The organism is Nonomuraea fuscirosea (assembly GCF_003001935.1).
GTDB classification, from domain to species: domain Bacteria; phylum Actinomycetota; class Actinomycetes; order Streptosporangiales; family Streptosporangiaceae; genus Nonomuraea; species Nonomuraea fuscirosea.
The window spans coordinates 84,594-97,536 of sequence record NZ_PVNG01000029.1 but is presented as its reverse complement, the minus strand read 5'-3'; the positions used below and the strand labels follow the sequence as shown (position 1 = coordinate 97,536).

The 12,943-nt window shown below is 72.5% G+C and carries 13 protein-coding genes; 4 read left to right on the top strand and 9 right to left on the bottom strand.

The features are described from left to right. Nucleotides 1-186 precede the first annotated feature (186 nt). Together B0I32_RS48165 and B0I32_RS48160 are read right to left on the bottom strand one after the other, a co-directional pair. Nucleotides 187-780 carry a CHRD domain-containing protein gene (locus B0I32_RS48165; protein ID WP_106251235.1) on the bottom strand — a complete coding sequence of 198 codons (594 nt, stop codon included), beginning with the start codon at nt 778-780 and terminating at the stop codon, nt 187-189. A 143-nt stretch (nt 781-923) separates the two neighbouring features. Next, the gene (locus tag B0I32_RS48160; protein WP_106251234.1) at nt 924-1,973 is read right to left on the bottom strand and encodes an aldo/keto reductase; all 1,050 of its coding nucleotides are present in this window, start codon (nt 1,971-1,973) and stop codon (nt 924-926) included. Nucleotides 1,974-2,021: 48 nt separating this feature from the next. Between B0I32_RS48160 and B0I32_RS48155 the strand changes: the two genes are divergently transcribed. Further along, the gene (locus B0I32_RS48155; RefSeq protein ID WP_181308598.1) at nt 2,022-2,417 is read left to right on the top strand and encodes a MerR family transcriptional regulator; all 396 of its coding nucleotides are present in this window, start codon (nt 2,022-2,024) and stop codon (nt 2,415-2,417) included. A gap of 3 nt (nt 2,418-2,420) precedes the next feature. Here the strand turns inward: B0I32_RS48155 and B0I32_RS48150 are convergent, their stop codons facing one another. Next, the gene (locus tag B0I32_RS48150) at nt 2,421-3,263 is read right to left on the bottom strand and encodes a universal stress protein (protein ID WP_106251230.1); all 843 of its coding nucleotides are present in this window, start codon (nt 3,261-3,263) and stop codon (nt 2,421-2,423) included. 110 nt (nt 3,264-3,373) lie between these two features. Next, nucleotides 3,374-4,201, bottom strand: a complete 828-nt coding sequence (locus B0I32_RS48145; RefSeq protein WP_106251228.1) for a universal stress protein — start codon at nt 4,199-4,201, stop codon at nt 3,374-3,376. A 295-nt stretch (nt 4,202-4,496) separates the two neighbouring features. Between B0I32_RS48145 and B0I32_RS48140 the strand changes: the two genes are divergently transcribed. Both B0I32_RS48140 and B0I32_RS60580 read left to right on the top strand, forming a co-directional pair. Next, on the top strand, nt 4,497-5,840 hold the full coding sequence (locus B0I32_RS48140; protein WP_181308596.1) for a serine hydrolase domain-containing protein: 1,344 nt from the start codon (nt 4,497-4,499) through the stop codon (nt 5,838-5,840). A gap of 76 nt (nt 5,841-5,916) precedes the next feature. Next, a complete protein-coding gene (locus tag B0I32_RS60580) occupies nt 5,917-6,972 on the top strand; it encodes a glycoside hydrolase family 19 protein (protein ID WP_425438147.1) in 1,056 nt (351 codons plus the stop codon). 84 nt (nt 6,973-7,056) lie between these two features. Here the strand turns inward: B0I32_RS60580 and B0I32_RS48130 are convergent, their stop codons facing one another. Beyond that, a complete protein-coding gene (locus B0I32_RS48130) occupies nt 7,057-7,959 on the bottom strand; it encodes a tryptophan 2,3-dioxygenase (protein ID WP_106251224.1) in 903 nt (300 codons plus the stop codon). A 167-nt stretch (nt 7,960-8,126) separates the two neighbouring features. Between B0I32_RS48130 and B0I32_RS48125 the strand changes: the two genes are divergently transcribed. After that, entirely contained in the window at nt 8,127-8,558 is a 432-nt protein-coding gene (locus tag B0I32_RS48125) for an Lrp/AsnC family transcriptional regulator (protein ID WP_219912400.1), read from the top strand. 39 nt (nt 8,559-8,597) lie between these two features. Here the strand turns inward: B0I32_RS48125 and B0I32_RS48120 are convergent, their stop codons facing one another. The 4 genes from B0I32_RS48120 to B0I32_RS48105 all read right to left on the bottom strand — a co-directional run bounded on the left by B0I32_RS48120 (nt 8,598) and on the right by B0I32_RS48105 (nt 12,884). Then, on the bottom strand, nt 8,598-9,137 hold the full coding sequence (locus B0I32_RS48120) for a DUF1062 domain-containing protein (RefSeq protein ID WP_245956619.1): 540 nt from the start codon (nt 9,135-9,137) through the stop codon (nt 8,598-8,600). Nucleotides 9,138-9,461: 324 nt separating this feature from the next. After that, nucleotides 9,462-10,811: a mannitol dehydrogenase family protein gene (locus B0I32_RS48115; RefSeq protein WP_219912396.1), complete on the bottom strand. Its 1,350-nt coding sequence runs from the start codon at nt 10,809-10,811 to the stop codon at nt 9,462-9,464. A 52-nt stretch (nt 10,812-10,863) separates the two neighbouring features. Further along, nucleotides 10,864-11,637 (bottom strand): 6-phosphogluconolactonase, encoded by a 774-nt coding sequence (locus B0I32_RS48110; protein ID WP_181308594.1) that lies wholly within the window; start codon nt 11,635-11,637, stop codon nt 10,864-10,866. Beyond that, nucleotides 11,634-12,884, bottom strand: a complete 1,251-nt coding sequence (locus B0I32_RS48105) for an AGE family epimerase/isomerase (protein WP_106251219.1) — start codon at nt 12,882-12,884, stop codon at nt 11,634-11,636. Before B0I32_RS48105 ends, B0I32_RS48110 begins: the two co-directional genes overlap by 4 nt. Nucleotides 12,885-12,943: the final 59 nt, after the last annotated feature.

The following is a 12,943-nucleotide window of genomic DNA, read 5'->3' as shown; positions in this document are numbered from 1 at the left end:
CCTTTTCTCAGCTCCGGGAATTCACGTGCAGAGCCGATGGTACGGAGCGCCGGAATCTCCGGATATCCGGTGAACGCATTCTCTGTTGCGCGATCCGGATGGCCGGCTTCCGCCCCGTGACCACGCGAAGGCCGGCCCGCCACCATGAAGGTGACGGGCCGGCCGGGTCATGCGGGGGGCGGCGGTTTACCAGTGGCCGCCCTTGTGGAGCTGGCCGCGGACCGCGCCGTCGGGGAACTTGGCGGTGTGCAGGTTCGCGTACCAGTTCTTCGGGTTCTTCTTGATGCCCTTGAGCAGGCTGCTCTTGACGTGGACGGAGCCGAAGCTGGTGTTGCCGCGGATGCGGCCGTTGGACAGAAGGTCGATGACGACGGGGCCGTTCACGCCCGCCTTGCCCCGGTGGATGTGGAAGGCGGTGGGCCTGCCGGTGTTCTTCCACTGGACGAAGTAGTAGAAGCGGTTGCCGTGAATGCGGAACTTGGCGACCGCCACCCCGTCGCGGTCGTTCACCTTCTTGCCCGGCTCACGTACCTCGTTCCGGCCCAGGAGGCCGGCGGCGAAGTAGTACTTCCGCGCGAAGCCGGCCGACGCGGCCGCGCCGGTGGCGCCGGTCGTGCTGACCGAAGTGTGCGTGTGGCCGTGCGCGGGCCGGCTCGCGGCGGAGGCGGGGCCGGCGATCATCGCGCCCGCCGCCACCGTGAGCACCGCCGCCGTCGCGGCCGACCGGGCCGCGCGCAGCCGCGCCGCTCGCCCCTTGCTCAGGCTCTGAGACTTGTTCATCGTGTTCCTTCCACCCGTCTTTCGCGGCACTTGGTGGCCGCGTTCAGAAGGTACGGATCACCGGGGTGGGCGTTCTGCGTAGAATGACGCAGATGACTTATGTGTGATCGGCATCACCAAGGCGGCGACCCAGGAACGTCCGGTCAGCTCGCGGCGCGGTCGCCCACCGGGCGGCGGCGCAGGAGCGGGTCGGTCAGCGGCGCGGGGCTCCAGAGGCCGACCGGGTGGTAGACGTCGGTGCCGGGCGGCACGAGCTCGTCGATCCGGTCGAGCACGGCGTCGTCGAGCACCAGTGAGGAGCCCTTCAGCAGGCCCTCCAGCTGCTCCATCGTGCGCGGGCCGAGGATGACCGAGGTGACCGCCGGATGGGCCGCGACGAAGGCGACGGCCAGCTCCGGCAGGGTGCTGCCGAGCTCGTCCGCCAGCTTCACCAGCTCCTCGACGACCTCCAACTTGGCCGCGTTCACCGGGATGGACGGGTCGAAGCGCTCCGGCGCCCGCGCGGCGCGGCCCCGCGTCAGGTCCATCTGCCGCCCCTTGCGGTAGCGGCCGGTCAGGAACCCCCAGCCCAGCGGGCTGTAGGTGAGCACGCCCAGGCCGAGCCGCTGCGCCGTGGGCAGCACGTCGCCCTCGATGCCGCGGGCCAGGATGTTGTACGGCGGCTGCTCGGTGCGGAACCGGTACAGGCCGCGCTGTCTGGCGACGTGGTACGCCTCCACCGTCTCGTGCGCGGGGAAGGCCGAGCTGCCGAACGCGCGGATCTTGCCCTGCCGCACCAGATCGGTCAGCGCGGAGAGGGTCTCCTCGATGTCGGTCCGATGGTCGAACCGGTGGATCTGGTAGAGGTCGATCCAGTCCGTCCGCAGCCGCTTGAGGCTGGCCTCGACCGCGCGCACGATCCAGCGCCGCGAGTTGCCGCCCCTGTTGGGCCCCTCCCCCATCGGGAAGTGCACCTTCGTGGCCAGGACCACCTCGTCCCGCCGCCCCTGCAGCGCCTTGCCGACGATCTCCTCGGACTCGCCCGCCGAGTACATGTCGGCGGTGTCGACGAAGTTGATCCCGTGGTCGAGGGCGGTGTGGATGATCCGGATGCTGTCGTCGTGGTCGGGGTTGCCGGCCGCGCCGAACATCATCGTGCCCAGGCAGTGGGTGCTGACCTCGATGCCGGTGCCGCCGAGAACGCGATATCTCATGCCTCGGAACCGTAGAATCTAGAGCGGGCTCTAAGTCAAACTGGCGGCATGTCAGGGTTGAGCATCGGCCAGGTCGCCGAACGCACGGGGCTGAGCGTCCACACTCTCCGCTTCTACGAGCGGGAGGGTCTGCTGACCCAGCCGGTACGCCGGGGCGTCGCCGGGCACCGGGTCTACGACGAGGACGACATCGGCTGGCTCGACGTGTGCATCCGGCTGCGCGCCTCCGGCATGCCCCTGACCGACATCCGGCGTTACACCGAGCTCGTCCGGGCCGGCCAGGGCAACGAGGTCGAACGGCTGGAGGTGCTGCGCGCGCACCGGGAACGGGTGCTCGCCCAGATGCACGACCTCGACGAGTGCCTCAAGCTGATCACCGAGAAGGTGGCCGTGTACGAGGGGCGGCTGGGGCTGCGGGACGACCTCCGGAAATGTACGCCCTGACAGTCAGGCGCGGACCACGGCCACGGGGCAGCTCGCGTGGTGCAGGACGCCGCGGCTGACCGAGCCGAGCAGCGCCGACCGTACCGCGCCGTGCCCGCGTGAGCCCACGACGAGCAGGTCGGCCTGTTCCGCGACCCGGTTCAGCGCGTCGACCGGATGCGCGGACCGCACGTCCTCGACCACCTTCACCTGCGGGTGGTCGCGGGTGAGCGACCGCAGCCGGTCGCGGACGACCTGGTGCTGCGCCGTACGGACCTCGTCCATGTCGTAGACCGCCTCGGGATCGAGCGCGAGCGCCGGCAGTTGCCAGGCGTGCACCACGCGCAGCGTCGCACCGCGCAGCCGCGCCTGGTCGAACGCGTAGGCCAGGGCGGGCTCGCACTCCGGCGAGTCGTCCACCCCCGCCACGACCTCGCCGTGCTCCTGGCGCGGCTCGGCCCGGACCACCACGACGGGGCAGTGCGTCTGCCCGGCCACGTCCGTGCTCACCGAGCCCAGCAGCGCACCGGCGAACCCGCCCCGGCCGCGGCTGCCGACGACCAGCTCGGCGGCGTCCCCGGCCTGCTCGCGCAGCACCTCGGCGGGCGCGCCCTCCACCTCCTTGGTGCTGACCCGCACGGACGGCTGCCGTTCGCGGGCCAGTTCCTCCGCCTCGCGCAGGATCCGCTGCCCCTCGCTGAGCAGCGCGCCGGGCAGGGCGGCGCCGGGGCGCCGGCCGACCAGGTACCACGAGGTGTCCATCACGTGCACGATCCGCAAGGGCAGGCTCATCCGGGCGGCGTCGTCCGCCGCCCACTCCACGGCCGCCCGTGACGGCGCCGAGCCGTCCGCTCCCACGATGATCACGGTGTCCTCCCTCTGTCAGCTCCATCCGACCGCGTTTGACGCTCTTGGTCCAGAGCCCGGGTCGCCGACACGCGGGGCGAAGCGGAACGCCGAAGCTGAGGGCGGGTCGCCTACCGGGGACGTACCACCGCGACCGGGCAGGTCACGTGGTGCAGCACACCGTGGCTGACGGAGCCGAGCACCGCCGAGACCAGGCCGCCGTACCCGCGCGAGCCGACCACGACCAGGTCCGCCGTGGACCCTTCCGCCGCGAGGACGCTCACGGGGTGCCCGGAGACGGTCTCACAGGTGATCTCGACGTCGGGGTGCTTCTCCCGCCACCGCTCCACGCTCTCGGACACCGCCCCTGACTCCTCCCGGTAGACGTCCACGAGCAGGGTGTTGTACGCGGTGGCCTGCGGCGAGAAGACGGGCGTCTGCCAGGCGTGCACGACGTGCAACGGCACGCCGCGGACGCGCGCCTGCTCGACGGCGTACTCCATGGCCGCCTCGGAGTGCGGTGAGCGGTCGTACCCGATGACCACGCGCCCGTACGACCGCGCGGGACGGCCGTGGACGACCACGACCGGGCCGGCGGCGTGGCCGGCGACGGCCGTGCTGACCGAGCCGATCACCATGCCGGTGAAGCCGCCGAGCCCTCTGCTGCCCACGACCACGGTGTCCGCGCCGGCGGACTCGGCGATCAGGACGTCCCGCACGTTGCCGGGCAGCGCCCGGGTGGCCACCTCGACGCCGGGGGCGGTGCCGCGCGCCCGGTCGGCCGCGATGGCCAGCGGGCCCGAGGGGTCGTCGGCGTCGTAGCCGTCGTAGGGACGTTCCTCGTACACGTGCACCAGGCGCAGGCTCAGACCTCTGCGCCCGGCCTCGGCCGCCGCCCATTCCACCGCTGCCGCCGACGGGAGCGATCCGTCCACTCCTACGACGATGGGTCGGGTCATCGCGCACCTCCACTGCTCTCGGGCCTGTGCCCTCAGCTTCGCCCGGCGGGACGGGGCGGCGCCCGGGGACAAGGTCCCGCGCGTCAGTGCCTTTGGTCCTCAATCCACCCAGAAGGCAGCGCGAGCCTGTGTCCCGGCGCTGGGATGGCGGGTTTCCGCAGGGAAGACGGAGGCGGACCGCAATGGTGGCGGGCCCCGGGCGTGGCTAGCTTCGTCGGATGCTCATCAACGTGCTCGCCGCGATCAGCCTTGCCCTGACCCCCGCCCTCCCCCGCCGTCGCCAGCGCCGGCGTCCGTGGACGCGTTCGTCGCGCGCTACCGGGAGGCGACCGGGCTGCCGGGCGCGGCGGTCGCGATCGTCAAGGGTACGGAGGTCGTCCACGTCGCGGGGTACGGCCACACCTCGACCGGCGAGCCGGTGACGGCGGACACGCCCATGGCCGTCGCCTCCGTCAGCAAGTCCTTCACCTCGCTGGCCGTGATGCAGCTGGTCGAGCAGGGGCGGGTCGAGCTCGACCGGCCGGTGCGCGGCTATCTGCCGGAGTTCACCATGGCGGATCCCCGCGCCGCCGCGATCACCGTACGGCAGCTGCTCGACCAGACCTCCGGCATGGCCGACACCACGTTCCGCGAGAAGAGCCTGCCCCAGCCGAAGACGCTGAAGGGCTCCGTGGCCCGGCTCAGGACGGCGAAGCTCGCCGCCGCGCCGGGCGCCGTCTTCAGCTACCACAACACCAACTTCCAGGTCGCCGCCCGCCTGGTCGAGGTGGTGAGCGGCGAGCCGTTCGCGTCCTACCTGCGCGCCCACGTGTTCACCCCGCTCGGCATGAACTCCAGCACCACGATCGACCGCGAACGCGACCTGCCCGCCCGTGCGCGCGGCCACCTGGTCGTCCTCGGCCGGGCCGTCGCCCTGCCCGAGCCGCCCGGGTTCGGCAACGGCTCGGGCGGCGTGGTCAGCACCGCCGGCGACATGGCCCGGTGGCTGATCGCGCAGAACGGCGGCGTCCTGAGTCCCGCGAGCATGAAGGAGCTGCGCACCCCCTCACGCGCGAACAAGAGGTACGCCCTCGGCTGGTTCCTCGGCCGGACCCCGCACGGCGCCCCCACCGTGCACCATGGCGGCGACCTGTTCACCTCCACCGCCGACCAGCTGCTCATGCCCGGATCCGGGTACGGCGTCGCCGTCATGGCGAACACCGGCATGACCCACTCCGACGCCCACGCCCTGATGGACGGCCTGGTCGCGCTGATCGAGGGAGACACGCCGCGGGTGCCGTCCGCGCCGCCGTACCTGCCGGTCGATCTGGTGTTCCTGCTGCTGACCTTGGTGACCGCCGGGCTGGCGGTGCGCGGTGTGGCGCGTTCCCGGCGCTGGGCCGGGAGGTGCACCGGGTGGCGGCGGGTGCGGCTGGTGATCTGGCTGGCGCCGCTGGCGCTGTGCCTGTCGGCCGCGCCGGTCTTCCGCGTGCTGGCCCGCGGCGGCGACATCATGTGGATCCAGGTGGTCTACCTGTACCCCACGTTCATGGTCTGGCTGGTGACGGCCGCGGTCGCCGGCACGGTGGTGGCCGGGACGCGGCTCGGCTGGTCCTTCGCCCGGCGGCCAGGGAGCGCGGGCCGGACCGGGCGAGTCTGACTTTGGGCCTTGCGCGGTGGCAGCTCCATCGTTAATCCTTAGGAAACTTTCCTATGAAATCCGAGGAGTGGCGCACGTGCGAAGGATCCTGATCCTGCCGGCCGTCTTATCACTGGTCTGGGGGCTGCTCGCGGTGCTGCTGCCGTCCGCGGCGAACGCCGCCGCCTGCGCGACGGCGTGGAACGCCGGGGCGGTCTACACCGGCGGCGCGGTCGCGTCGCACAACGGGCACAACTGGACCGCCAAGTGGTGGACCCAGAACGAGACCCCGGGCAGCGCCGACGTCTGGGGCGACCAGGGCTCCTGCACGGGAGGCGGCAGCGGCGGGACGGCCTGCTCCTACCCGAACTGGGTGGCCGGGCAGTTCTACGCCGTCGGCAGCATCGTCCGCTACACCGACGGCAACCACTACATCGCCGTCCACGAGAACCCCGGCTACGACCCGGTGATCAGCCACTGGTACTGGGACCCCTACACCTGCTCCGGCGGCCCCACGAACCCGCCCGACCCGTCGGGCTTCGTGGTCGGCCAGGCCCAGTTCGACCAGATGTTCCCCGGCCGCAACTCCTTCTACACCTACAGCGGCCTGGTCTCGGCCCTGAGCGCCTTCCCCGCGTTCGCCAAGACGGGCAGTGACACCGTCAAGAAGCAGGAGGCGGCCGCGTTCCTGGCCAACGTCGGTCACGAGACCGGCGGGCTGGTGCACATCGTCGAGCAGAACACCGCGAACTACCCGCACTACTGCGACCCGAACCAGTCGTACGGGTGCCCGGCCGGGCAGGCCGCCTACTACGGCCGCGGCCCCATCCAGCTGAGCTGGAACTTCAACTACAAGGCGGCCGGCGACGCGCTCGGCCTGCCGCTGCTGACCAACCCCTGGCTGGTGCAACAGGACGCGGCCGTGGCCTGGAAGACCGCCCTGTGGTACTGGATGACGCAGAACGGCCCCGGCACCATGACGGCGCACAACGCGATGGTCAACGGCCGCGGCTTCGGCGAGACCATCCGCAGCATCAACGGCAGCATCGAGTGCAACGGCGGCAACCCCGCCCAGGTGCAGAGCCGGATCAACTCCTACCAGCGCTTCGCCCAGATCCTGGGCGTCTCCCCCGGCGGCAACCTCAGCTGCTGACGGGCCAGTCCCGCCGCTCCGCGCGTGCGCGGAGCGGCGCTTCCCCGGGCTCTGCCCCGCGCCTCCCGCATGCGGATACGGGCATCACATGTAGGTACGGGCGGACCAGAGCTCGGGGAAGACCACCCGGGCCATGCTGCGTTCGAGCCAGGCCAGCCCGTTGGAGCCGCCGCTGCCCGGCTTGGCGCCCATCGCCCTGCGCACGGCCGCCACGTGCTGGTAACGCCAGTCGCCGAACCGCTCGGAGACCTCGGCCAGCGCGTCACCGAGCGCCCGCAGCCCGTCCCCGCCCACTGCGTCACCCTCCAGGTCCGCCGCGGCGTCGTCCTGGTAGACGCGCACCCAGGCGCGCTCGACCGCCTCGTGGGGCTCGTACTCCGCGCCGAAGTCCCGGCCGAGCACGGCCGCCGGCAGGTCGTGGCCGCGCCGGGCGAGCAGCGCGGTGGCGGCGTCCCAGACGCTGGGCTCGTCGAACGCGCGCCGCAGCGCCTCCTCCCGCGCGCCGCCCCTGAACGGCCGCAGCAGCGCCTCGCTCTTCAGCCCCAGCCGGAACTCCACCAGCCGGTACATGCCCGACTGCAGCCCCGACGCCTCCCCGAGCCGGTCGCGGAAGCTGTTGAAGTCGGCGGGCGTCATCCAGCGCAGGCCGAGCCAGCCGGCGTTCGCCGCCTCCAGGTGCAGGGCGGTGCGGCGCAGCGCCGCGACCGCGTCCCGTACCCGGTCCGCCCGCAGCGACTCCCTCGCGGCGAGCAACTCGTGGGCGACGAGGTTGAAGTACAGCTCCATCACCTGCGTGATGACCAGGAACGACATCTCGCCCGGGGCGTCGGTCAGCGGCCGTTGCAGGTCGTGCAGGACGTCGGTGCGGACGTAGGCGTCGTAGGGGATCTCCCGCTCGAACTCGAGGGTCGGCAGCCCGCCGCTCATGCGGGCCCGCTCGGCCCGCTCGGCCGCCGAGACGGGGCGTACCCGTCCTGTCGTCTTCATCGCGCCGCGCTCCCTTCGTTGTGTCGGCGTGTGTCGGCACCTCATGATGGTGCGGCGACAGCACTCCAAGGAATGCCGTCCGAACGGCCTTCGCCGTGGATCGGTTCATGTTCGTCATCCATCTCGGGCATGCTGTTTCCGAACGAAAGGAGCCGCTGGTGGACGCCATGGACTGGGAGTTGCTGCGTGAGCTGCAGGAGAACGCGCGGCTGTCGTTCAACGAGTTGTCGCGCCGGGTGCACCTGTCGCCGCCGGCCGTGGCCGAACGGGTCCGGCGGCTGGAGGAGGCGGGGGTGATCACCGGCTACCACGCCACGGTGGACCCGGCCCGGGCCGGCTGGACGGTGTCCGCGTTCGTGCAGCTCACCTGTTACGGGCCGACCTGCGTGCTGCGCGATCCCGAGGTGGCGACCTGGCCTGAGGTCAGGGAGATCCACCGGGTGACCGGCGACGTGTGCAGCATCCTGAAGATCGCCGTGCCGTCGATGGCGGCGTTCGAGCGGCTGATCGACCGGCTCGCCGCCTACGGCAAGCCGTCGAGCACGATGATCTTCTCCAGCCCGCTCGCCCACCGCCCCATCACCGCCGCGCCGGACTGAGGCGGGTGGCCGGGAGGAGCTCCGGCCACCCGCGTCCGGTCAGTCCAGGGGCATCACGGTGAAGGCGAACCCGGTGCTCACCGTGCGGCGCAGCGCAAAGTCGCCTTTGACGCGGCGCCGCACGTCGTTCCTGCTGAGGCCGAGGCCCCGCGCGATGAGCCGGTCAGGACGCACCGGCACCGGATCGTCGAAGCCGACCTCCACCCGCACCGGCCACGGCTCGTCGAGCGGCACCGGGGTGAGGGCCAGCCGCCAGGCCCCGCTCCAGTCGAGGGTGTAGCGGTTGCGCTTGGCGAACGCCGGATCGAACAGCGTGGACACCACCAGTTCGGGATCGTTGGCGTGGTAGCGGTCGAGCGCGGCCGGATCGACCGTCCTGACCGGCACCCGCTCGTGCACGGTGAGCTTGCTCGTCCGGTCGCAGGACACGCAGCGGACCAGCAGCCACACGTCCAGCACCTTGCCCTGGGCGTTGATCCGGAACCTGCCCTCGCCGGTGGTGGCCGACTCGGACGGGCAGTCGACGCAGCGCGTCGACAGCAGGGGCAGCCTGGTCCGGCGGACGACCCAGGGCAGCACGATATGAGGTTGTGAAGACATGATCTCTCAAGACCTGACACGAGGCCGGTTACGCGCGGCCTCAGACGCTGAACGACCGGGCGCACGCGGGCAGCCCGGCGGAGCCGGCCACCCGGGCCGGCTGGAAGAGAGCGGAAGTACGTGTCAGGTCTGGCGAGCAGGCGGGGTCACGCGGTTGATGTCCTCTGTCCTCACGATGGCGGGCCGCAGGCAACCTATGGGAACACCGGCGCGGGGCTCAACCGGTTTTCGGCCGCGCCCGGGACGCTCAGCGCCTTGAGGCGAAGGCGTTCGCGGGGGCGGCCAGGCGTTCTCGGGGGGCGGTCAGGTGTCGAGGGTGCGGAGGGTGGCGGCGAGGCCGTCGGCGGTGAGGCGGTGCAGGCCGTCGGTGACCAGGTCACGGAAGACCCGGTCGTCCCTCAGGTCGGGACCGAAGATCTCCTCGATCGCCAGCAGGCGCTCCACGGTGGCCGCGGCGCCGGCGTGCGGGTCGCCGGTGAGCCGGTCGGCCAGGGGGTCGTCCAGCTCGCGCGCCGTCGTGACGTACCGCATCCAGCCCGCCACCGCCAGCGCGATCAAGCGGGGCTCGTGCCCGGCGGCCAGCCGCTCGCGGGCCGGGTCGAGCAGGCGTTGGGGCAGTTTCTGCGAGCCGTCGGCCGCGATCTGCGTGACGCGGTGCCGCAGGCCGGGGTTGGCGAACCTGGTCAGCAGCGACCGCTTGTATCCGGCCAGGTCGAACGCGTCGAGCCCGTGCAGGGTGGGCGAGAGGTCCTCGTCCATGAGCCGGCGCAGGTATCCGGCGAACGCGGCGTCGCCCACCGCCTCGGACACGTGCTCCGCGCCCGACAGGTAGGCGATGGCCGAGTGGCTGCCGTTGAGCAGGCGCAGCTTCATCCGCTCGTACGGCCGGACGTCCCCGACCAGCAGCGCGCCCGCCCGGTCCCAGGCCGGGCGGTCACCGGCGAAGTCGTCCTCGATCACCCACTGCGTGAACGGCTCCGTGACCACCGCGCCGAGGTCGCGCACGCCGAGCCTGGCCTCCATGTCGTCCAGGTCGGCGGGGGTGGTAGCGGGGACGATGCGGTCGACCATGCTCGCCGGGAAGGTGACGTTCTGCTCGGCCCACCTCAGCAGCGGCGGCTCGCACAGCTCGGTGACGAGCGCGGCGAGGGTCGCGCCGTTGCCGGGCAGGTTGTCGCAGGAGACGACGGTGAGCGGGCCGGCGTCGGCGGCGGCCCGGGCACGCAGCCCGGCCACCAGCCGCCCGATCGCGGTGGGCGGCCCGTCCGGCCTCGGGGCGCGGCGGTAACCCTTCTCCGTGATGGTCAGCGTGACGACCGCCGTCTGCGGGGCGGCCAGGCGGGCGGCGAGGTCGTCGCCCGGGACCAGCACCTCGCGTACGGACCCGATCACGCGGACGTCGTCCCCGGCGCGCACGCCGTACAGGCAGTCCTGCGGGCGCAGCAGGCCGGCCACGGCGGTGCTGCGCTGGCTTGCCCCGCAGACGCCCCACCGGTCGTCGCCGGTCGCGGCCATGGCCTGCTCGGTGTAGACGGCCTGGTGCGCCCGATGGAAGGCGCCGATGCCCAGGTGCACGACGCCGGTGGCGCGCGGCTCGGCGAGCGGGCGCGCCTCGGCTGCGACCCTGGACAGGGTGGCACGGCTGAGCCTCACCACCGGGGCACGCTCCCTTCCACGAGCTGCCGGGCGACGATCCCGGTGAGCTTCACTGGTAGGCCTCCACGTCGGCGAAGAGCGTACAGGCCGGGTGGGTGCGCAGGACCGAGGCGGGGCAGCGCTCGGAGATCGGCCCGTCGAGCGCGGCGGCGAGCGCCGCCCGCTTGTTCCGGCCCGGCACGGTGGCGACCAGCGTGCGCCCGGCCATCAGGGTGGGCACGGTCAGCGTGACCGCCCGCGCGGGCACGTCGGCGAGGGTGGCGAAGCAGCCGTCGCTGACCTGCTGCGTACGGCAGGCGTCGTCGAGCTCGACCACCTTGACCGCGAGGGGGTCGGCGAAGTCGGCCACGGGAGGGTCGTTGAAGGCCAGGTGGCCGTTGTCGCCGATGCCGAGGCAGACCAGGTCGATCGGGCCCTGGCCGAGCAGCCCGGCGTAGCGGGCGCTCTCCGCCTCCGGGTCGTCGCCGGGGTCGATCACGTGGACGGCGCCGGGGCGTACCGCGTCCCAGAGCTCTTCGCGCAGGAAGCGGCCGAAGCGCTGGGGGGCGTCGGCGGGCAGGCCGATGTACTCGTCCATGTGGAAGACGGTGACCCTGGACCAGTCGATCCCGGCGGCGGCGCGCAGGCCGGCCAGCGTCTCCCGCTGCGAGGGCGCGGCCGCGAAGACGGCGCTGGCCGCGCCGCGCGCGGCCAGCGCCGAGCGCAGTGCCTCGGCCGCGACCCGCGCGGCTGCGGCGCCGGCCGCCGGCCGGTCGCGGTAGATCCGGGCTTCGAGGTTGCCGGCGGTCCGTTCGATCACGGGGCCGGTGTTGGTGGCCGTCACGGCTGCTCCCCTGGTGCTCCGGCTGCGTGGAGCTCGACGATCTGCATGAGGTTTCTGGCGATGTGGTACGGATCCTTGACCGGCAGGGCGACGACCTCGTCGAGCGGGGCGCCGGTCCGGTCCCTGATCTGGATCCACTCGGCGCCCTCGGCCCCTCCGGGGAAGGTGCGCAGCGTGTAGTCCCAGACGCGCTCGAACCAGCGGGCCGCCTCCCGGTCGCCGTAACGCTCGGCCGCCAGGCGGGTGGCGTACGCGGCCTCGGTGTGCACCCACCACAGCTTGGTGGACCAAGTCCGCGTGACCAGGTCCTCGTACGGGCCCCCGTACGGCCGGCCGGAGACGTCCACGTAGCGGAACAGCCCGCCGTGCTCGTCGTCCCATCCGACCCGGCACAGCGCGGACACGGAGGCGAGCAGGCCGGCCTGGTCGCCGGTCTCGCCGAGCAGTTCGCCGGCCTCCAGCGCCATCCAGATCCCCTCCAGCGCGTGGCCGGGGGTGCGGTGCCGGGCGAGGATCGTGTCACGCAGGCCGGGGTCGGGCACGAACGTCTCGGTGAACAGCCCGCCGTCCTCCCGGTGCGCGAGCATGGCCCGGCGCGCGGCCCGCAGTTCCCCCAGGTCGGCCTTCGCGCCGGGCCCGGCCAGGTGCGCGCGGGCCTGGTCGAGCCGGGCGTTGAGCACGATCATGCGCGCGCCGAACCCCGAACAGCCGGGCGGCAGCGGGTACGGCGGCGTCGGCGGGTCGCCCGCTTCCACGTCGTCCGCGACCCGCTGGACGATCCGGTCGATCACCGGCAGGTGCTCGGGCGAGCCGGTGGCCACGGTGAGCTCGGACAGCCCCATGGCGACGAAGGCGTCGGCGTAGACGCTGCGCCGCACGGGCAGCGGCAGGCCGTCCTCGCCGAGCGCGGGCCCGCCTCTCTCGTCCAGGACGTACGCGCAACTGCCGTCGGGGCGGACGGCGTGGGCGAGGAGGAAGGACGCGCCGCGCTCGGCGAGCCGGACGAGGGCGGCGGCGTCGGCGGTGAGCAGGCCGCGCTCGGCGAGCCTGGCGGCGCGGGCCAGCAGCCACACGAACCGGCCCTGCGACCAGGTGAACTTGTCCGTCGACAGGCGCCGCCGGCCCCGGTTGTCGAAGCAGGTGTAGAACCCGCCGTGCTCGGTGTCGATGCCGTGGTCGAGCCAGAAGGGGAGGATGACGTCTTCGAGTTGCCCGCGGGCGACCCGCTCCGGCTGCTCCGAACTCATACCGTCCTTTCACCGGGCCTGTTCGCCGAGGAATAATGAAAGCGATTGCATGGATTCTG

What these genes read in the sequence shown, in the direction of transcription:
- B0I32_RS48130 (WP_106251224.1), bottom strand. Translation starts at nt 7,959, where the DNA reads ATGAAGACGACAGGACGGGTACGCCCCGTCTCGGCGGCCGAGCGGGCC.
- B0I32_RS48145 (WP_106251228.1), bottom strand. Translation starts at nt 4,201, where the DNA reads ATGACCCGACCCATCGTCGTAGGAGTGGACGGATCGCTCCCGTCGGCG.
- B0I32_RS48105 (WP_106251219.1), bottom strand. Translation starts at nt 12,884, where the DNA reads ATGAGTTCGGAGCAGCCGGAGCGGGTCGCCCGCGGGCAACTCGAAGAC.
- B0I32_RS48125 (WP_219912400.1), top strand. Translation starts at nt 8,127, where the DNA reads ATGGACTGGGAGTTGCTGCGTGAGCTGCAGGAGAACGCGCGGCTGTCG.
- B0I32_RS48160 (WP_106251234.1), bottom strand. Translation starts at nt 1,973, where the DNA reads ATGAGATATCGCGTTCTCGGCGGCACCGGCATCGAGGTCAGCACCCAC.
- B0I32_RS48165 (WP_106251235.1), bottom strand. Translation starts at nt 780, where the DNA reads ATGAACAAGTCTCAGAGCCTGAGCAAGGGGCGAGCGGCGCGGCTGCGC.
- B0I32_RS48155 (WP_181308598.1), top strand. Translation starts at nt 2,022, where the DNA reads ATGTCAGGGTTGAGCATCGGCCAGGTCGCCGAACGCACGGGGCTGAGC.